15 protein-coding genes are annotated in these 19,302 nt (G+C 52.3%); 8 read left to right on the top strand and 7 right to left on the bottom strand.

Going from position 1 to position 19,302, the window contains the following annotated elements; all coding sequences use genetic code 11:
- Window positions 1-3: 3 nt before the first annotated feature.
- Both AC8GE9_RS08375 and AC8GE9_RS08370 read right to left on the bottom strand, forming a co-directional pair.
- Entirely contained in the window at window positions 4-948 is a 945-nt protein-coding gene (locus tag AC8GE9_RS08375; protein WP_506676700.1) for a cation diffusion facilitator family transporter, read from the bottom strand.
- Window positions 945-2,225, bottom strand: coding sequence for an NAD(P)/FAD-dependent oxidoreductase (locus AC8GE9_RS08370; protein WP_506676699.1), 1,281 nt, complete (start codon window positions 2,223-2,225; stop codon window positions 945-947). Before AC8GE9_RS08370 ends, AC8GE9_RS08375 begins: the two co-directional genes overlap by 4 nt.
- Before the next feature lie 172 nt (window positions 2,226-2,397).
- Here AC8GE9_RS08370 and AC8GE9_RS08365 point away from each other — a divergent pair, with 172 nt between their 5' ends.
- From AC8GE9_RS08365 to AC8GE9_RS08340, 6 genes are read left to right on the top strand one after another with little or no spacing between them, the layout of a single operon-like run.
- Window positions 2,398-3,321, top strand: a complete 924-nt coding sequence (locus tag AC8GE9_RS08365; protein ID WP_506676698.1) for an NAD(P)-dependent oxidoreductase — start codon at window positions 2,398-2,400, stop codon at window positions 3,319-3,321.
- 10 nt (window positions 3,322-3,331) lie between these two features.
- Window positions 3,332-4,327, top strand: a complete 996-nt coding sequence (locus tag AC8GE9_RS08360) for a Bug family tripartite tricarboxylate transporter substrate binding protein (RefSeq protein ID WP_506676697.1) — start codon at window positions 3,332-3,334, stop codon at window positions 4,325-4,327.
- 54 nt (window positions 4,328-4,381) lie between these two features.
- Window positions 4,382-5,977 (top strand): efflux transporter outer membrane subunit, encoded by a 1,596-nt coding sequence (locus AC8GE9_RS08355; RefSeq protein ID WP_506676696.1) that lies wholly within the window; start codon window positions 4,382-4,384, stop codon window positions 5,975-5,977.
- On the top strand, window positions 5,974-7,110 hold the full coding sequence (locus AC8GE9_RS08350) for an efflux RND transporter periplasmic adaptor subunit (protein WP_506676695.1): 1,137 nt from the start codon (window positions 5,974-5,976) through the stop codon (window positions 7,108-7,110). The genes AC8GE9_RS08355 and AC8GE9_RS08350 overlap by 4 nt, the downstream gene beginning before the upstream one ends.
- A gap of 19 nt (window positions 7,111-7,129) precedes the next feature.
- The gene (locus tag AC8GE9_RS08345; RefSeq protein ID WP_506676694.1) at window positions 7,130-10,330 is read left to right on the top strand and encodes an efflux RND transporter permease subunit; all 3,201 of its coding nucleotides are present in this window, start codon (window positions 7,130-7,132) and stop codon (window positions 10,328-10,330) included.
- Window positions 10,331-10,339: 9 nt separating this feature from the next.
- Window positions 10,340-10,864 carry a carboxymuconolactone decarboxylase family protein gene (locus AC8GE9_RS08340; protein WP_506676693.1) on the top strand — a complete coding sequence of 175 codons (525 nt, stop codon included), beginning with the start codon at window positions 10,340-10,342 and terminating at the stop codon, window positions 10,862-10,864.
- Between the two features lie 52 nt (window positions 10,865-10,916).
- Here the strand turns inward: AC8GE9_RS08340 and AC8GE9_RS08335 are convergent, their stop codons facing one another.
- From AC8GE9_RS08335 to AC8GE9_RS08315, 5 genes are read right to left on the bottom strand one after another with little or no spacing between them, the layout of a single operon-like run.
- On the bottom strand, window positions 10,917-11,705 hold the full coding sequence (locus tag AC8GE9_RS08335) for a class II aldolase/adducin family protein (RefSeq protein ID WP_506676692.1): 789 nt from the start codon (window positions 11,703-11,705) through the stop codon (window positions 10,917-10,919).
- 35 nt (window positions 11,706-11,740) lie between these two features.
- Window positions 11,741-12,718 (bottom strand): 2-hydroxyacid dehydrogenase, encoded by a 978-nt coding sequence (locus tag AC8GE9_RS08330; protein WP_506676691.1) that lies wholly within the window; start codon window positions 12,716-12,718, stop codon window positions 11,741-11,743.
- Window positions 12,719-12,757: 39 nt separating this feature from the next.
- Window positions 12,758-14,332, bottom strand: a complete 1,575-nt coding sequence (locus AC8GE9_RS08325; protein WP_506677138.1) for an acyl-CoA synthetase — start codon at window positions 14,330-14,332, stop codon at window positions 12,758-12,760.
- A 14-nt stretch (window positions 14,333-14,346) separates the two neighbouring features.
- Complete coding sequence (locus AC8GE9_RS08320; RefSeq protein WP_506676690.1) at window positions 14,347-15,513, bottom strand: acetyl-CoA acetyltransferase; 1,167 nt, start codon at window positions 15,511-15,513, stop codon at window positions 14,347-14,349.
- 10 nt (window positions 15,514-15,523) lie between these two features.
- Entirely contained in the window at window positions 15,524-16,321 is a 798-nt protein-coding gene (locus AC8GE9_RS08315) for an SDR family NAD(P)-dependent oxidoreductase (protein ID WP_506676689.1), read from the bottom strand.
- 205 nt (window positions 16,322-16,526) lie between these two features.
- Between AC8GE9_RS08315 and AC8GE9_RS08310 the strand changes: the two genes are divergently transcribed.
- Together AC8GE9_RS08310 and AC8GE9_RS08305 are read left to right on the top strand one after the other, a co-directional pair.
- Window positions 16,527-17,966 carry a hypothetical protein gene (locus AC8GE9_RS08310; protein WP_506676688.1) on the top strand — a complete coding sequence of 480 codons (1,440 nt, stop codon included), beginning with the start codon at window positions 16,527-16,529 and terminating at the stop codon, window positions 17,964-17,966.
- A complete protein-coding gene (locus AC8GE9_RS08305) occupies window positions 17,966-19,252 on the top strand; it encodes an MFS transporter (RefSeq protein WP_506676687.1) in 1,287 nt (428 codons plus the stop codon). The genes AC8GE9_RS08310 and AC8GE9_RS08305 overlap by 1 nt, the downstream gene beginning before the upstream one ends.
- Window positions 19,253-19,302 lie beyond the last annotated feature (50 nt).

Raw genomic sequence — 19,302 nt, 5'->3', positions numbered from 1 at the left:
CACTCAGTTTTCCTTGATGTTCTTATCCGTCCGCGAGGCAACGGGATCGATGTGTGTCAATAAATTCAAAACGCGATGTCTCTGCATCACGGCATGACGTGCTGCCAAACCAATATCATGACCGACCTCGACAGTGAGGTGCGCATCCACTTCGATGTGGGCATCAACCAAAATCATATCGCCCATCTTTCGAGTCCGAACATCATGGACACCGAGCACGCCTGGCGTCTCTAAGAGTGTTGCCGAAATAGCCGCAACTTCTTGTTCGTCTGCAGAACGATCCATCAGATCGTGAAAGGCGCTGGCGCCAAAGGTCCAGCCCATTTTTCCGATCATGAGCCCCACAAACAGCGCAGCGATTGGATCGAGAATCGGATAGCCTGCGAGGTTGCCCACAATACCCACGGCAACCACCAGCGACGAGGCGGCATCAGAGCGTGCGTGCCAGGCATTGGCCACCAGCATGCTTGACTTGACGCGCTTAGCGATCTTGAGCATGTAGCGAAACAGCAGCTCTTTTGACACGAGGGCAATGCCTACGATCCAAAGCGCTGCACCATGAACGGTGGGGATATCTTCGGGGTTTTTAAGTTTTTCAAAGGCGGCCCAAAGCATGCCTAGCGCAACGATGATCAGCAAGGTACCCAACACCATCGAAGCCGCAGTCTCAAAACGCTGATGCCCATAGGGATGGTCCTGGTCGGCGTCTTTTTGACTATGGTGGTTGGCAAACAGCACAACGAAATCGCCTATGAGATCCGATAGTGAATGAATGCCGTCGGCGATCAAGGCTTGAGATTTCGCAAAAATCCCTGTCAGTATTTGGGCCGTGCAGAGCAGGATATTGACCACCACGCTCACCCAAGTGCTGAGTTTCGCCGCGCTCGCTCGCTCTTGAGGGGTGAACTCAGTATCCTCGCTGTCGTCGTAGAGTTTAGAAGTTTTCATTGCGCTTGGGAGTGGAACCGTTGCGGACTAAAGGGGGCTAAAGAAATTTCTGGCGGGGTGCCCGTGGCCAGTTGCGCCACAAGTCGACCCGTGCGCGCCGAACCCACGAGTCCGACATGACCATGACCGTAGGCGTGAATGATATCCGCACAACCCGAGGCCAGGCCAATACAAGGCAGTCCGTCGGGGGTGCTGGGTCGCCGTCCCATCCATATCGTGATGCGCTCGGTGGGTAAGTCGGCCGGCAGTTTTGGGTACAGCGCGACCAGGTGCTTGCGCAGTATCTCGGCGCGTCGCCAGTCGGGCGTGTCGTCTGTTTGTGCGATTTCGACCTGGCCAGCGACTCGTAAGCCCCGTTCCATACTGGTGACGATCACTTTACGGTCCGCAAACATTGTCGGGATGCGCGGTCCTGCTTCGGGGGCAGCCACGACGGCATGGTAGCCACGCTCGGACTCCAGGGAAACCTTGTCTCCCGCTAGGCGCGCAAGCTCTTTGGAGCGAGCTCCGATCGCAATGACAGCTTTATCACAAGAGATTTCACCCGCGTCGGTGATGACGGCTTTAAGGGCACCATTTTCGATGCGAAAGCCCGTCGCGCGTGCGCGAATCAGTTGCGCGCCGCGAGCTTGAGCATGGGCGATGAGCGCTGCGGTATAAGCCCCCGGATTTCGACAGCTGCCTGTTTCGGGTACCAGAACACCAAAGGTATAGCGTCGATCCAAGTCAGGCTCGAGCTCGGCGAGCTCAGCCGCGTTGAACTCTTTCCAGAGGATGCCTTCTTTTTTACGTATATCCCAGGCTTTTGCGTCCTTCGCAAAGTGCTCTTTCGATAGATAAGCATGCAAAAGACCGGTTCGGACAATTAAGTGACCCACGCCAGCTTGCTCCGCCATCTCTTGATGCAGCGCCGGGGCACCCGCCAACAGCGTGCGCAAGGCAACGGCTGTGCGTTCGATTTTGGTGTAATTGGAGGCGGCATTCAGATAACGCACCAGCCATGGGAACGCGCGCGGGAAGTACTTCCAACGAATCGCGAGGGGACCTAACGGATCGGCCAGCCATTTTGGGACGTCTTTCCAAACGCCCGGCGCAGCCGGCGGCAGCACTGAATGAGAAGAAAGCCAGCCCGCATTGCCAAAGCTCGCTGCTTGCTCGTCTCCCGGGCGATCTGGCTCGATCAAGGTGACGCGCAAGCCCGCACTGAGACATTGGTAGGCACTCGTTGCACCAATAATGCCCGCCCCGATAATGACAACGTGATCTGTTTGTGGCATGGTGATCGCTATAATAAGAAATAAGTTTATATCCCAAGGTTATTTGGGATATATAGTCAATCCATCGTAGCATCAAGGGCTGTTCGCGTCTTTAGCCGCTCCGGTATGATCTATTTTTTAATTGACGCCTCTGAAGTGCCTAAATGGGGTTTTGACTCGGGAACTGATTCAAGTGAAAGCTGTTTTTATTGATGCCAGTGCAACGCTTGGTGATGTGGCGGAGCGGTTACACCGTCCTGACGATATCGCGTTGGTGGTCAATCGTCAGGTAGATATCACGCCGGAGCAAATCCCCGCTGTGATGGGGGAGGCAGAAATATTGATTGTGGATCATACCGCCGTACCCACAGCCATTGCCAAGCAGTGCAAGGGACTCAAGCACGTCGTGTTTCTTGGAACTGGCGCACGCTCCTATATGAATCCCGAAGAGTTAGCCGCGATCGGTATTGAGGTGCACATTATCAAGGGCTATGGCGATACGGCAGTGGCCGAGTGCGCCTTTGCGTTAATGTGGGCTTCTGCCAAAGGTTTTGCCTCTATGGACCGTGAGATGCGCACAGGAAATTGGCTGCGCACCGAGGCCGTCCAGCTGACCGGAAAAATACTGGGTTTGATCGGTTTTGGCGGTATTGCGGCAGAAATGGCGCGTTTGGCACTTGGCGCTGGCATGCAGGTGATTGCCTGGAATCGCACGCCGAAGTCTTACCCAGGCGTTAAATTTGTCACATTGGACGAGCTGTTGGCACAGAGTCAGGTGATTTCTTTGCATTTATTGCTCAATGACGAAACCAAAGGCTTCATTTCTCGCGAACGGATTGCCCAGATGCAAGATGGCGTGATGTTGATTAATACTGCCCGAGGCGCCGTGATCAATGAGCAAGCGATGATGGAGGCCTTGGGTTCAGGCAAAATTGCCCATGCGGGCTTGGATGTGTTTGAAATTGAACCGCTTCCCAAGGATCACCCTTTTACAAAAATTGAAAATGTCACGCTGTCGGCGCACTCGGCCTTTCGTACACCCGAAGCAAGCGACAACCTCATCGAAGCATCTTTAAACCACTGCCGCCGAATTTCGGGGCAGGGCACATTGCGTTAAGGAGATCACCATGCGTCAAATATTTACACACTTGTCTGTTGCATTGATTGCGGCTTCCACCTGTTCAGCAGTTTTTGCCCAGGCGGATACCAAGTTTCCTACGCGATCCATCACCATCATGGGCGGCTTTCCAAATGGTTCTGGCACTGACATTTACGCACGCAAACTCGCTGAGGCGATCTCGGCGTCTTGGAATGTGCCTGTGGTGGTGGATGCAAAAACAGGCGCTGGTGGCAACATCGCCTCGGATTTAATCGCGCGCACTCAGCCAGATGGTTACACCTACCTGTTTGGCACAGCAGGGACGCATGCGATCAATGCAGCGCTCTATAAAAAACTTAATTTTGATGTTGAAAAAGACTTTACTCACATCGCAATTTTGGGTGACGTGCCCAATGTCCTCTTGATCAATCCTAGTAAGCTGCCTGACGTCAAGACCTGTGCAGACTTGCTCAAGCTGATGCGGGACAAACCCGGTGCGCTGAATTATGGCTCGACCGGCAATGGTGCGTCCACCCACTTAGTGGGTGCTCAATTTGCGAACGCGGCGAAGGTCAACATTGTTCACATTCCCTATCGCGGTCAGGGACCTGCGATGACAGCTTTGCTTGGCGGAGATGTCGAGATGTTCTTTAATCAGAGCGCACCGGCCATTGCCTCAGTCAAAGGGGGGCGGACTATTGCCTTGGCAGTCAGCAGTCCAACGCGTTTGGCCGCACTTCCAGATGTGCCAACTATGGCCGAAGCCTGTAACTTGCCAGGTTTTGTGAGCAGTACGTGGTACGGATTATTTGGCCCAGCCAAGCTTCCGCCTGAGATCTCAAGCAAAATGAGTGCTGAAGTGGTGAAAATCGTGTCGACGCCTGCTTTCAAAACATGGCTCACAGACTCTCAGGGCATTACGCCCGCTGCAGATCCTGGTCCAGCTGCGTTTGCACGCATTCACAAAGAAGACATAAAAAAATGGGCGGAAATTGTGAAAATATCTGGCGCTCAAGTTGATTAAATTCAACTGCTTTAAGCATCGACGGAGTAGGTAAAAGTACTTTAAAATCCACAGATGCTTTCAACACATCACTTTATTTGTAAAAAGTGGCTCCACAGACATTTTTTAATTGTTTGCGGGGCCATTTCTGTTTCCGGTTGTATGGTCGGGCCTAATTTTCAGGCGCCAGGAACCAAGCTTCAGCCTGCCTTTAGCCAGCCACAAAAGACGGCTTTCACAGAGGCCATTGCCTCGTCGCTTGAAACGGCGCCCAATCCTGTGCATTGGTGGGCGGGTTTTGATGATCCTACGCTGACCGATTTACTCGCCCGCGCAGCCAAAGACAATCTTTCTCTGCAGCGCGCAGCGATCCGTATTTACCAGGCGCGTTCACAGCTCGGCGTGGCGGATGCGAGCCTGTTACCCACAGTCGCTTTGGCCGGCGGTGTCACGCGAAACGATCAACCCAATGCCTTGACGCAGTTTCTGAATGCCTCTTCCTTGTCCACGACCCAAAACTTGGTGGTTCAGGCCAACTGGGAAATTGACTTTTGGGGTAAGTACCGGCGCGGCATCGAAAGTACGGTGTCTTCATTGTTTTCAACCACTGCAGCGTATTACGCAGCCGATGTCTCCTTGGCCGCTGATGTCGCGAACACCTACATCACCATTCGTAATTACCAAGCATTGCTGCGTGTCGCACGCACGAACCTCGCCCTGCAGGCCGAGAGTTTAAGGATCGCCTCCTCGCGCTTTAAAAATGGTGCGACGTCTTTGCTGGATCTCAGTCAGGCTCAGTCCCAATACGAACAGACGAAAGCTGACATTCCGACCCTGATTTCTGCGCTCAAAAATGCTGAATTTGCCATGAGTATCCTGTTGGGGGAATTACCCGACTTTTATGAAAAAACCTATGGCCAGACGCAGAGTCGCTTGCAACCTCCTGAGTCATTGCAGGTCGGGATTCCCAAGGACTTGCTGCGTCGTCGTCCTGACGTCCTGCAGGCCGAATACGCCGCGGCAGCCCAATCTGCCTTGATCGGCGTCAATACGGCGGCCTTGTATCCTAGTTTTTCGCTCAGCGGATATTTTGGCTTTCAAAATGTCTCAATGAATAACCTCAATCAGTCCAGCCTATTTTCGTGGGATAACCGCACGACATCGATTGGCGGGAGTTTTGTCTTTCCACTGTTTTATCGCGGCGCGATCGTTGACCAGATTCGTGTCCAAGACGCCGTTTTTCAAAGCAGTGTTCTAGCGTATCAAAATCAGGTGTTGCAAGCCCAAAAAGAGGTCGAGCAAGCGCTGACGTCGATTTCAACGACCCGCAGTTCGACCTTGGATCTTAGAAAGTCCGTGACGGCCGCTCAGCGTGCTGCGGCACTCGCGCTTGATCGTTACAAGGCGGGACAAAATGATTACAACACCGTGATCGTGGCGCAGCAGCAGCTCTTGCTAGTGCAAAATAGTCTGGTGCAGACAGAAACGAATAACCTGTTGGGCTATGTGGCAGCCTTCAAGGCCCTTGGAGGTGGTTGGAGTGGGACGCTGGAGACGCCTTCTTTACCCGCTGCGATGGTCGGACAGATGCAAGCCCGAACCAACTGGGGGGATGCTTTGACCAATCCCGCCGAGCCACGTTTAGTGAAGTCTACCGAGAAGATTCAATGAGCATGATGATACATACACTCAATGCGAGACAGCTATTGTCTGCGGTGACTGCTGTGATGGCACTCTTGTTTTTAACTGCTTGCGATAAAAAGGCGCCTCCCAAAGCCAGTCTTCCTCCTCCTGCGGTGACAGTGGCCAAGCCGGTCTCTCAAGACGTTCGCAGCTTTGAGATTTTTGATGGCAATGTTGCGGCCTATTTGTCCGTTGATTTAGAAGCACGCGTTCCCGGATATCTGACCAAGATAGCCTTTCAAGACGGTGCGCCAGTCAAAAAAGATCAACTGCTTTTTGTCATCGAACAAGAGCAATACGCGCAACAGGTCAATTTGACAAAAGCAGTTTTCGAAGAGGCCAAGATTGAAATTAGGCGTCAACAGGCTTTGCTTAAAGACAATGCAACCTCACAGTCGGCTGTCGATAAAGCGACGTCACAGTATTTACAGGCCGAGGCCAATTTAAAGCTCGCTCAAATTAACTATGGCTATACCGAAGTACGTGCCCCCTTCGATGGGCTGATGGGACGACATCTCATCGATGTGGGTAACTATCTGGGGGCGAGCCCTCAGGGCGTTAAGCTTGCGACGATCCAAAAAATCGATCCTATTTACGTTTATTTTTCTATTAACGAACGCGATTTGCTCAAATACCAAAAACAGTTCGTCAATGAAAACGATCGTAAATCCCAAGTCAACAAGCTCCCTGTCCACGTCCAGCTTCAAGGTGAGGAGGGGTATCCACACGCAGGGACCTTGGATTTTGCCGCCAATCTTCTCAGCACCAGTACGGGTTCCTTGCAGCTTCGCGCGGAGCTGCCCAACAGCAAATTCAGTTTGATACCCGGTCTTTACGCCAAAGTCCGTGTCGAGTATGGGGAGCCTAGACATGCTGTATTGATTCCGAACAGTAGCGTGCAGACAGACCAGCAAGGCGATTATGTGTTTGTGATTGATGAGGGCCAAAGAGCCTCACGCCGCAATATTAAGCGTGGTCAGAGATTCCCCCCCTTGGTCGAGGTCACGGGTGGATTGACGGCGAAGGAATCAGTCATTATCAACGGTTTCATCAACGTCAGAGACGGGCTGGTGGTTAAGCCAGAACTCTCGACGCTTGCGCCGTTGCCTGCACGTAAATAGTCAGGCAACAGGATTCCCCATGCTTTCTAAATTTTTTATCGAACGTCCGGTGCTTGGCAATGTGATCGCACTGATCACGATGCTAATCGGCGCGGTCTCTATTTTCGGTTTGCCGATCGCGCAATACCCTCCGATGACACCGCCGACGGTACAAGTCACCACAATGTGGCCGGGCGCCAGTGCCAGTCTGGTGCAGAGGTTAGTCGCCAGCAATATTGAAAATCAAGTGAACGGCGTAGAGAATATGCTCTACATGCAGTCTGACTCGACCAACGATGGTCGCTACACGCTGACCGTGACCTTTGAGGTGGGCACCGATCCCAATATGGCCCAAGTCACGGTGCAAAACCGTGTGGCCATCGCCTTAGCGGCCTTACCGCAAGCTGTGCAAAAGCAGGGCGTGACCACCAAGGTGCAGTCAACCTCTATTTTGCAATTTGTCACGCTGACTTCAAGCAGTCCAGAGCACGATGCCCTGTTCCTGAGTAACTTTGCGAACTTGCAATTGCAAAATCGCTTGGCGCGCATTCCAGGCGTTGCCGCCGCCAACGTTTTTGGTGTGGGGAACTACAGTATGCGGATCTGGCTGGATCCTGCACAACTGAAGATGCGTAATTTGTCGCCGGCCGATGTGTCGGCGGCGATTAGTCGCCAAAACGTGATGTTGGCGGCAGGGCAGGTGGGCGCACCGCCCGTCCCGTTGGGGCAGGATTTTCAGCTGACACTGAATGTCACCAGCGCGCTTGAAACGCCGGAGCAATTTGAGCAGATTTTGCTCAAAACAAACGATCAAGGCGAGTTGACCCGTTTAAAAGACGTCGCGCGTGTCGAGATGGGCAGCCAGAACTACAGTCAATTTTTCCGTCTAGGGGATAAACCTGCCGGCGGTATTGCGATCTATCAGCTTCCCGCAGCGAACGCGATTGATGTCGCCAAGGCTGTGAGAGCCGAGATGGAAAAAATCTCCAAGACTTTTCCAAAAGAGATCAAGTGGGAAGTCCCCTTTGACACCACGATGTTTGTGACGGCCTCGATCAAAGAGGTCTATCACACACTCTTCGAAGCCGGCATTTTGGTGCTGTTAGTCATCATGTTGTTTTTGCAGGACTGGCGTGCAACGCTTGTGCCCGCAACGACTGTGCCCGTGACGATTATCGGCGCCTTCGCTTGTATGGCAGCCATGGGATTTTCGATTAATTTGCTGACACTCTTTGCGATTGTCTTGTGTATCGGAATCGTGGTCGATGATGCGATCGTCGTCGTGGAGGGGGTCGCCAAAAAAGTTGAACTTGGCCAGACGCCTCGTCAGGGTGCGATTAATGCCATGACTGAATTGCTGGGTCCGATCATCGGTATCACGCTGGTCTTGATGGCCGTATTTTTGCCCGCTTCATTTATTGCGGGTATCACGGGACAGATGTATCGACAGTTTGCGCTCGTGATTGCGGCGACGGCTCTCATTAGCGGGATTAACGCCGTGACGCTCAAGCCGACACAAGCGGCGCAATTCATTACCCCCAAATTACTTGGGGCAAAAAAGAATTGGTTTTTTGTCAAATTCGATCAGGTCTTTGAAAAGATTTCCGCTTGGTATGCCAGGTTGATGCATCACCTGATGGACCATCGCAAAATCACTTCTTTGGTTGGACTCGTATTGATTGTGGGCGCGATCGTTGGACTGATTCGCTTGCCGACTGGGTTTATTCCTAATGAGGATCAAGGCTATCTCGTGGTGGCCGTACAGCTGCCTGATGCGGCAGCCTTGTCGCGCACACAAGCAGGCATGGCAAAGGTCGTCACAGCCATTGAAAAGGTCCCTGGTGTCCAACAAGTCGTGTCGATTGGTGGCGTCAACGCGATGAGCAATAATAGCTCGCAGTCCAATACTGGCGTGATGTACGTCATCTTAAAACCTTGGGAGGCCCGCGGTAAGGGCGAAGATCTCAAATCAATCTATATTGGGATGAGCCAAGCGCTCAAGGGCATCCAAGAAGTCAGTGCGAACGTTTTGTTACCCCCCGCAATACCCGGTTTAGGTTTGTCCGGTGGTTTTCAGATGCAATTGCAGCTGATCGACGGCAGCAACGATTTTAAAAAGCTCGAGCAAATCACTCAAGATTTCCTGCAAAAAGCGCAAGCGCTTCCTGAAATCATGGTGGTTTTCACGCCCTTTAGAAATAATGTGCCTCAACTCAAGCTCACCTTCAACCCCTCTAGAGCCGAGACACTCGGAGTTTCTCTGGGCGATGCCTACGATGTGTTGCAGTCCTCGATTGGCTCGACCTATGTGAACCAGTTCTTTAAGTACGGTCAAACCTATCAGGTGTTTTTGCAAGCCGATGGAAAAAGTCGCGTGAGCGCGGATCAGATTGAGCGTCTGTATGTGAAAAATAAATCCGGCAATATGGTGCCTATGGGGTCTTTCATCGAGATCACGGAGACGACCGGTCCGGCCATTGCTTCCCAATACAACATTTATCCGACCGCGGCGATTCTCGGCGCAGCGTCAGAAGGATTTAGCTCAGGACAGGTCATTAAAGTCCTTGAGGATTTGGCGACCTCGACCCTGCCTGAATCAGCGAGTTTTGAGTGGACTGCGATGTCCTACCAAGAAAAGTTGGTGGGAAACACCGTTGTCTTGGTTTTTGCACTGTCGATTCTTCTTGTCTACTTAGTGCTTGCGGCCCAGTATGAGTCATGGGCTGCGCCGATCTCCGTGATTTTGGCGGTGCCACTGGCGCTGGTCGGGACGGTGATTGCTCTGTTTGCGACGGGCTTAGCCAATAACATCTACGTGCAGATTGGTTTGGTGCTGATGATTGCGCTCGCCTCTAAAAATGCGATTTTGATTGTTGAAGTCGCGCTCGAAGAACAGAAAAAAGGACTCAACGCGGTCGACGCCGCGCTCAAAGCCTCACATGAGCGCTTCCGACCCATTGTGATGACCTCAATCGCGTTCATTCTTGGTGTGGTGCCTCTCTTGACGGCTTCTGGTGCCGGCGCCGCTGCCCGCGTCTCGATTGGTATCACCGTGTTTAGCGGCATGATCGCCTCGACGTGTTTGGCTGTTGCACTCGTACCTGTTTTTTATGTTGAAATTCAGACTTGGGTTGAAAAACGTCAAGCTAAACACGAGGCCAAGCTGGCTGCGCGCCTGGCTGCACACGAGCGTGCGCTAGCAGCCGAAAAAATCCTACCACCGACAAACTCTAATATTTGAGATCATCTTATGGCCCGCATCCCTTACGCAGACTTAAACAATCCCGAAGCAAAACCTTTGGTCGACCGCATCACTGCCGAGCGAGGGAGTGTTCTGCATGTTTATCAAATGCTGCTGCATAGCCCCCCGATTGCAAGCGGGTGGCTAAATTATTTCACAGCGATTCGTCAGCAAAACTCTTTGCCGGGCGCGTTGCGTGAGCTTGTCATTATGAGAATTGCGATCGTCAATGGTGCGCCTTATGAGGCGGAGCAGCATGCCCCGTTCGCCTTGCGTGAAGGGGTGACACAGGCTCAGCTCGACGATTTAACGAGCTGGGAGTCATCCAAGCAATTCGATCCTACGCAGCGTGCCGTGCTTGCCTACGCAGACGCGATGACCAAAAACATTCAAGTCTCCCCGGAGGTCTTTGCGGGAGTCAAGGCGCTGTTGAGCGACCGTTTGATCGTCGAACTGACGGCGACGATCGGTGGCTACAATATGGTGTCACGCTTTTTGGAAGCCTTGCAAATTCACTCGCACGATGCACGCTAACAAGCGCGATGAGCTTGTTTGTACGAGCTTGTCAGCATATGCGTCTCTGGGTTTATGAGGTGTAAAGTGGATAACCGCCCGGCTCAGCATCTAACAACCTGAGCATGGCATGCCACTCCAACTCGCCGTAAGGCCGACGCACACCTGGTTGATACAGGTGTGCGGATTTCTCCAAAATTTCTTTTGGGGGAAGAGAGAGGGCAGTCCCCGCCGCCATGGCGTCGACCTGCGCCCGACAGGACATCTCGAGCTGATACATTAAATTAAAGGCCTGAGGCACAGAGGCGCCACTTGTGAGCAAACCATGGTTGCGAAGAATCATGGCGTTATGCGAGCCCAGGTCTTTGACAAGACTCTCGCGCTCGGCGAGATCGATCGCGGGGCCATTAAAGTCGTGATAACCAATATGGTTGTTAAAGCGGCTTGAGGTTTGTGTCATCGGCAATAATCCACAATCCATCGAAGCCACGGCCATCCCTGCGCGGGTATGCGTGTGAATCACGCAGCCGATATCAGGACGCGCTGTGTGAATACAACCATGGATGACGTAGCCGCTTTTGTTGATTCCGTAATCTGTATCGGGTTTACGCACAATTTCACCTTCGACGGTGATGCGCACCAAGCTAGACGCAGTGATTTCCTTGTAGAGCAACCCGTAGAGATTGATCAACAAGTCCTCGGTGCCAGGAATACGGGCCGTGATGTGGTTGTAAATCATGTCAGTCATGCCGTACTTGTCCATCAAGCGATAGCATGCGGCCAGGGTTACACGCGTCTCCCATTCCTCAGGACTGACTTTTCCCTTTAGGGGCTCGAATTGTGTTGAAAATTTGCCGCTCACCATATTCTCCTGTTTTTTTCTAGAGGAATCTTACTCTAGCTTTGGGGTGCCACGATCAGGTCGGCTGGATCCAAAGCGTGTTGCTTGAAATAGAGCTCAATATTTCGAAACATATGACCAACGATATGCGGGACATTGTCATACACACCTCCCGCAGAATGCGGCGTCGCCACAACCTGATCCATATGGAGCAAGGGATGATCGGCGCGAGGTGGCTCGCCTTCAAAGGTATCGAGCCCCGCACTGGAAAGCTGACCCGAACGCAGAGCTTGCACGAGCGCGGCCTCATCAATCAGCTCGCCTCGAGCGGTATTGATCAGCATCGCGCCGCGTTTCATTTTATTAAAGGTCTTGGCATTAAAGAGGTGCTTGGTCTGCTCAGTGAGCGGCGCGTGCAGGCTCAAGATGTCGCTTTGCGCTAACAAGGTATCAAAATCGACGTATCGCACGTTGAATTGTTGCTCAATAGCGGGATCGAGTTTTGTGCGGCTGTGGTAAATGAGGTTGACGTCAAAGCCGCTCAGACGTTTAGCCACAAAACGTGCGATATTGCCAAAGCCGAACAGTCCGACTGTTTTGCCGTCAAGCTTGGAGCAGACGGTACGTAAATCCGAGGCGATCCATTGACCCTCTTGTAAGCTTCGGTGCGCCAAGGGAAGGCGACGTGAAGTGGCCAAAATAAGCATCAGCGTATGTTCAGAAACCGGGATGGAGGTTGCGCCAGCCGTGATCGCAACCGTCACACCCGCCCGTCGAGCTGCCTCGAGATCGATTTTATCGACGCCAATTCCCCATTTTTGAATGAGTTTCAAACGTGGCGCCTGCGCGATCATTTCAGCGGTCACAAAAGTGCCGGCGGCCATGATGACCTCGGCATTGCGCACTAAACCAAGATGCTCGGCTTGTTCGTTTGTTTTCGCAAAGGCAATCGTGAAAGAGGGTGGCGTCAAGGCGCGAACCACCTCAATGGTGGACGGTGCCATCGGTGTGAGAAAAACAATATGTGGCTGCATGAGAATGAAGTAAAGGCTGAAAGCGGTATTGGGTTGTGCTCAAGTTGGAGGCAGCGTAATGTCGCCGCGCTCGATCAACAAGACCTTGATATCTTTTTTAACAATTTTTCCATAGCCGGATTTGGGCATGGATTCCCAAAATACAAAGTGTCTGGGCCAGCGGTACTTGGCACAACGTCCTTCGAGATGTCCTAATAATTCAGCCGCTTCAACCGCGTTTGCACCTTCGCGTCGCACGACCACGGCCACGCCGACTTCACCCCATTTTTCATCGGGGATCCCCAAAATCGCGATTTCCGCGACACCGGGGTGGGTGAGTAAGACTTCCTCTACTTCGCGAGGGTAGACGTTGGACCCGCCCGAGATGTACATGTCCGATTCGCGACCTGTGATGTAAAGCAGGCCGCGCGCGTCCAGACGACCCAGATCACCTGTATGAAACCAGCCACCGCGCAACGCTTTGGCGGTCGCTTCGGGATTGCCGTGATAACCGGCAAAGACGGCGGGACCGCGACAGCAAATCTCTCCGATTTCACCCGTCTCGACAGGCTCAAGTCGATCGTTCAGGATCGCGACTTCCATCCCCACGCGTGGCCTGCCGCAGGAGCCAATGTTGGCGTTTGGATCCGTATCCTCCGCACTGTGCATCTCGCGGGGCAGGACGGTGATGTTACCGGTGACCTCTCCCAGCCCAAAGTACTGCACCAATACATTACCGAGTTTTTGCAAGGCCAGTTTTTGATCTGCCCGATACATCGGCGCCCCGGCATAAATCACGAACTGCAAGCTGCTGTGATCATATTCATCCACGGCAGGATGTTCGACCAGCATTTTGATGATCGTCGGCACGGTGAACATATTGGTCACACGGTGACGTTCCACCGCCTGCCAAAATTGAGCAGGGTCAAGCTTTTCGCTGGGCATCAACACCGTCGCCGCACCACGGGCGACATTCAGTAGCGCATGGATTCCCGCGCCGTGCGAGAGCGGGGCGACTGCGATCGAGCAGTCTTGCTCGGTGGTGCCAGGGATTAAATCAGCCAGGTGGTTGTTGACCACAAAGGCCATTTGCCCGTGCGTCAAAATGCCTGCTTTAGGTTTTCCCGTGGTGCCCGAGGTGTAAAAAAACCAGAGTGGATCATCATAGGCAACCGTTTCTTCTGCATCGACGGCGTCAGGATACTGGGAGATCAAGGTTTCATAAGACCATTCACCCGCGCGCGGTTGACCAATCACAATGATGTGTTTGAGCGTGTCTGAAGCCGCCAGCACCGCGTCCGTATGCGCTTGAAAGCAGTCCTCGACAAACATGGCGACGGCACCGCTTGAGGCGCCCAGGTAGGCGACCTCGGGCGGGGTCAGACGAAAGTTGGTGGGCACCCAGACGCAGCCGAGCTTAAAGGCCACCCAACAATGTTCAAAAGTTTGCAGGTTATTTCTGGACTGCAAAAGTAAGCGGTCGCCTTTTTTGATGCCAAGCGCGCGCAAGGCACTGACCATGGCGTTGACGCGTTGATTGATCTGCGTCCAAGTCCAGCGCTGCTCACCTTGAATTAAAGCGGTGTGTTGTGGATACAAGCGGGCGGTATGTGTCAACAAGCGCCCGAGGTTCATCGACTGTGCTGCGTTCACGTCGACTCCAGCACGCTCAGGTAGTTGGCGACAGCCGCGCCACCCATGTTAAAGACCGCGCCTGCATGCGCGCCCGGGATTTGCATGTCTCCGGCCGTACCTGATAGTTGCATCGCCGCCATGACATGCTGGGACACACCGGTCGCACCAATAGGATGCCCTTTGGACTTTAAACCGCCCGAGGGGTTGACGGGGAGTTTGCCTTGTTTTGTCGTCACGCCATCCAGAATGACGCGAGCGCCTTGGCCGTGAGGGGCCAAGCCCATGGCTTCGTATTCAAGCATTTCGGCGATTGTGAAACAGTCATGTGTTTCCACAAACTTTAAATCATCGAGACTGGCACCTGCGTCCGCAAGACCTTTTTGCCAAGCCAGCGCCGCACCCTCAAAGCGTGTCGCATCGCGACGCGAGAGAGGCAGGAACTCATTGACCTGGGTGCGCGAGCGCCAACGCACCGCAGGCACGGTGGCTCCGGCTAAAGGTTCATTCGATAACACTAAGGCCGCAGCGCCATCAGAGACCAGCGAGCAATCGGAGCGCTTGAGCGGACCCGCGACAAAGGGATTTTTTTCTGAAGGATTGCGGCAAAAATCAAAACCTAAATCGCGACGCATATGAGCATAAGGATTATGCATACCGTTGGCGTGATTTTTAGCAGAGATCGCGGCGAGTGCATCAGACTGATCACCAAAGCGTTCAAAGTACTGACTCGCGATCTGACCAAACACACCGGCAAAGCCACCCTCCGTATGTCCTTCTTCTTTTACGTAGGAAGCCTTGAGCAAGATGTCGCCAATCTCTTTGTTGGGCAGGGTGTTCATCTTTTCCATACCCACGACGAGTGCACGTCGGATGCGACCACTTGCCAAGGCGTCGAGGGCTGCCCAGATTGCGGCTGATCCTGTCGCGCAAGCATTTTCCATCCGTACAGACGGGGTATGACGAAACTCTGGGATGGCGACGCTCATGAGCGCGCCGCTGAAGTCTTGTTGCACAAAGCCGGCGTTAAAGTGACCGACAAAAATGGCATCGATATCGCTGGGTTCTAGGCCTGCGCTTGCAATAGCAGGCAATGCGGCCTCACGGATCAGTTGATCGAAATCCATGTTGTCGAGCTTGCCGAACTGGGTATGTCCCCAGCCAACGATATAAGGTTGTTTCATTGAAATCTCCTTAGATAGAGCCGTCTTGGCTCTTGCGTAGCGTGGGGATGCCCACACCTGAGGCATCAAAACCACCATCGACCGCGAGGCACTGACCATTGATGAAGGAGGCGGCTGGACTGCAGAGAAAACCGACTGCCTCGGCAACTTCTTCGGGCGTACCATATCGATTCATCGGAATCGTGTCGTAATAGTCCGAACGAATCGCGACACTGTGAACGAGTTTGGCCATTTCGGTATCGACGGGGCCCGGGGCGACCACGTTGCTGCGGATGCCAATCGTACCGAGTTCGACGGCTTGCTGCTTGGTAAGGTGAATGATGGCGGCTTTACTTGTGCCGTAAGCGACACGCAGCGTGCTGGCACGCAAACCAGAAATCGATGCGATATTGACAATCGAGCCACTACCGTTCTTTTTCATATAGGGAATACACGCTTGAGAGCATAAAAATGCGCCATCCAAGTTGGTGCCCATCACGTAACGAAACTCTTCAAATGTTGTCTCAGTCAGAGGTTTAAACACCGCGACTCCAGCATTGTTGACCAGTGCGTCAATGCGGCCAAATTTTGCTGCGATCAGATCGATGGCAGTTTGTACTTGATCAGGTTTTGAAATATCACAGAAGAGGGCCAATACGCGGGACGGGCTATTGAGCTCAGCTTCTGTCGCTTTTAGAGTGCTAGTCTCGACATCTAACAGCGCGACCCTATAGTCATGTGCAAGAAACCATTTGGCGATTGCAAGACCAATCCCGCGGGCGCCACCCGTCACAACGGCGACAGGACTATTGGAGGTAGTTGAGGACAAGAGCGACTCCAGAAGGTGAATAAAACATGAACAGTGTCAGACTTTACCAAATCGCGCTAAAGTAGAAGTGAGAGTTGTCAATGAACTTGAAACTAAATGATCAAGATAAAGAATGCTTTAGTATATCTGAGGGGCCCATCGCACATTGGCGCACCCGGATGCTCAATGCCTTTGATGGGTTAGCTCTGAAAACATCTGCCTACTCATGAGTGCTCTTGACGCCGCGATCGCACCTAATATTTTTGACAGTTTCGCAGAGACCGGACTGTTGCTGCCCCTTGTACTAGGTAATCTTTTGTCTCAAAATCTGTGGGACTTTAGTGCGCGGATACAAGCAAAGCTCGCATCCGATACGTCTGAAATCGGTGTAGAGCAAGATCCTCTCAAATATATCAAAGCGATTCAAAAGCAGTTAGATCGTCACTTCAAGCATCTGCATCCACGTGAAGTTGCTCAGATCTGTGGCGAGCTCAATCTGTCCGATGAGCGGCGGCGTCTAGGGTCTAAGTCGGTCGACCGAGCGCTTGAAATAATCGAGGCGAACTTTCAACAGCGGCTCGCCTCGGGCGCCGTTCCACCCGAGGCGATAGAGCCCATTCAGAGGCGAATCAAACTCGGATTTTTTCCCGCTTTTTTCTATGCCAATGTCGATGTGGTCTTGGCGAACAAGCGCTTGTTAGGTCGAAAGTCTAGTGCGTCTTTAGGCTTGACCTCATGCTTAGATGAGGTCGCGATATTTTCTGCCTTGGCGATGACCATGCCTGGTGGAGGCATGGCGAACATGATTGCCTTAACAAGCGCCTCGCACTACACCGCTTTTGGTTGGACGCATACAGGTCAAGCTTGGTGGTTTTACGGTAAAAATAAATTGTTTTTCAAACAAGACTGGTCTGAGCTTGTTGCGCAGCAATTTGACGGTCATCCTCAAGAAGCGTTCGATTTTTTCTTCAAAGACATGGAGCGTATCGTCTGCGTCACGGGTGCCTTCGATCTGATGACGGGTGAGAGTGAGATTTCTACCGAGCATATGGCTGAGATTGTTGAGCAGCTGGATCGTTTTTTTGGTGTGCGCTTAAATCAAGTGAGCGCCGGACTATCGAAATCGATCCAAAAAAAAGAGGCCTCTTCATTTGCACCGGTATTGAGAGCGTTGCTCGATGCGCAGACGCTTGAGCGCACGCGCAGGTATTTGTTTGATCAGGCAGACCCCCATCTTTTACCTGTACTGTATTCTTATCGCACGCTCACTTTGCACGATTTACGCCCCTATCTTTGGGTCGCGCGCCATCAGCCGGTCTGTCTGGCGCTGGGTCGTGCGCTAAAGTCTCGCCAAGAGGCGATCGATATTGTCAAAAATCTAACAGGCAGTCTATCGATTTTTAAAGATCGAAATCGTATCGCCATGCCAGATGAGACCTTGAGGTTGAACACGGGTTCAGATCGAGATAAAGCGTTGCTGCTGCACGTTCTGTTGGAGCACTTGAAGGACACAAGCTCAGAGCCTGTTCGGGTTGAGACATTATTGACCGCCGAAGACAGTGTGGTCTGTAGGGATAGTTTTTGTTTTAGCACTCAGACTTTTGGTGAAGTGGAGCGTCCTGTATGTGGCGTGATTGCCCAGTTTGCCGATGACATAAACACCTAATGTCCACACTCAATTCTGCGCACTCCACACCAGAGCGCTCTATTCCACCTCATGAAAAGTGGACAGTGGGTTGTGTGGCATTTGCCGCCTTTACTTTTCAATTTGAAGCTTTTCTAGTCGGTGTCGCCTTGCCTGATATGGCAAGGGAAATGGGCGCGTCGTCGACTGAGATTTCCTTCGTTGTGATGGCGTATCTCTTGGCTGCAACCCTGACGTTTTTGCCTGCAGGACGAATGGGTGTGCGCTATGGCTTACGCACGGTCTTTCTCTTCGGCACATTACTGTCGTGCCTAGGGACCTTGATGAGTGGTTTATCGACGCATTTACCCATGCTTTGGACGAGTCGCTTTATTCAGGGAGTAGGAATGGGCGCGCTTGTGGCTGTCAGCTACGCGATGATTCCAGCGTGGATCGAACAAAAGCGGCTTGGGTGGGGCTATGGCATGCTTTCTTTTGGGGCAGGCATGGGCATGATCGCAGGCCTGCCCGTGGGTGGAATACTTTCTCACTATTTTGTTTGGCAATGGATCTTTTTAGCAACCATTCCGATATTTGTATTGTTGTTTGCGATGGCATATCTGCATCTGCCGAGAGAAAAACCACTTCAAAATATCCTCCCCAAGCGCTCTGGAACGCATTGGATAAATTTGTTTCAACACCACGGGTTTTTCTTGGCATTACTCACATTGTTTGTGTTTCAGTTCGTCAGTAGTGGCGTACGTTTTTTGATGCCGTTTTATCTTGAGTTGAGTATGGGGATGACTGCGCTCATGAGTGGGGTTTTCATGCTGATTTTCCCCTTGTCCTTCGCTCCGACTGGCATTTGGGCCGGACGTTTGGCCGACCGGATGGACGCACGCTCTCTCGTTCTCTTTGCTTTTGGGATGGGCGCATTGATCTGTGCGCTTTATGTGGGCGTTCTTGAGCAATTAAATATTTGGTTCTTCTGCGTGTTCATGCTCAGTTTTGGCATCGTGTGCGCGCTGTTTACACCGCCTAATAATCGGCTCATCATGACGAGCCTACCGGAGCTCAAGCGTGGTGAGGCGAGTGCGCTATTGCCTGTCGCGCTCAATATGGGCAGCCTGCTAGGGATTGGTTTTTTTGAAACAATATTCAGCATGAATTTCCCCTCACAAGCGCACAAGGCATTATTAGAATTGGCATCGAATCAAGCCACCCAACATGCCATCATCGAAGGTTTCACAACCGCCTTTTTATATGCAAGTATTATTTTTTTTGGAACTTTTTTATTCTTACTGTTCAACCGATTCCGAAAAAATTAAAAAGCGCACAACGATGACAGAAGGTATCGTTGTGCGCAGTGTTGTTGTCG

It is taken from the genome of Zwartia lucis, assembly GCF_965234455.1.
Classification (GTDB): Bacteria; Pseudomonadota; Gammaproteobacteria; order Burkholderiales; family Burkholderiaceae_B; genus Zwartia; species Zwartia lucis.
Note: the sequence above shows the minus strand (reverse complement) of the source record. Positions and strands in the feature narration are given on the sequence as shown.

What these genes read in the sequence shown, in the direction of transcription:
- AC8GE9_RS08330 (WP_506676691.1), bottom strand. Translation starts at nt 12,718, where the DNA reads ATGCAGCCACATATTGTTTTTCTCACACCGATGGCACCGTCCACCATT.
- AC8GE9_RS08310 (WP_506676688.1), top strand. Translation starts at nt 16,527, where the DNA reads ATGAGTGCTCTTGACGCCGCGATCGCACCTAATATTTTTGACAGTTTC.
- AC8GE9_RS08355 (WP_506676696.1), top strand. Translation starts at nt 4,382, where the DNA reads ATGCTTTCAACACATCACTTTATTTGTAAAAAGTGGCTCCACAGACAT.
- AC8GE9_RS08370 (WP_506676699.1), bottom strand. Translation starts at nt 2,225, where the DNA reads ATGCCACAAACAGATCACGTTGTCATTATCGGGGCGGGCATTATTGGT.
- AC8GE9_RS08360 (WP_506676697.1), top strand. Translation starts at nt 3,332, where the DNA reads ATGCGTCAAATATTTACACACTTGTCTGTTGCATTGATTGCGGCTTCC.
- AC8GE9_RS08340 (WP_506676693.1), top strand. Translation starts at nt 10,340, where the DNA reads ATGGCCCGCATCCCTTACGCAGACTTAAACAATCCCGAAGCAAAACCT.
- AC8GE9_RS08320 (WP_506676690.1), bottom strand. Translation starts at nt 15,513, where the DNA reads ATGAAACAACCTTATATCGTTGGCTGGGGACATACCCAGTTCGGCAAG.
- AC8GE9_RS08375 (WP_506676700.1), bottom strand. Translation starts at nt 948, where the DNA reads ATGAAAACTTCTAAACTCTACGACGACAGCGAGGATACTGAGTTCACC.
- AC8GE9_RS08345 (WP_506676694.1), top strand. Translation starts at nt 7,130, where the DNA reads ATGCTTTCTAAATTTTTTATCGAACGTCCGGTGCTTGGCAATGTGATC.
- AC8GE9_RS08325 (WP_506677138.1), bottom strand. Translation starts at nt 14,332, where the DNA reads ATGAACCTCGGGCGCTTGTTGACACATACCGCCCGCTTGTATCCACAA.
- AC8GE9_RS08305 (WP_506676687.1), top strand. Translation starts at nt 17,966, where the DNA reads ATGTCCACACTCAATTCTGCGCACTCCACACCAGAGCGCTCTATTCCA.
- AC8GE9_RS08350 (WP_506676695.1), top strand. Translation starts at nt 5,974, where the DNA reads ATGAGCATGATGATACATACACTCAATGCGAGACAGCTATTGTCTGCG.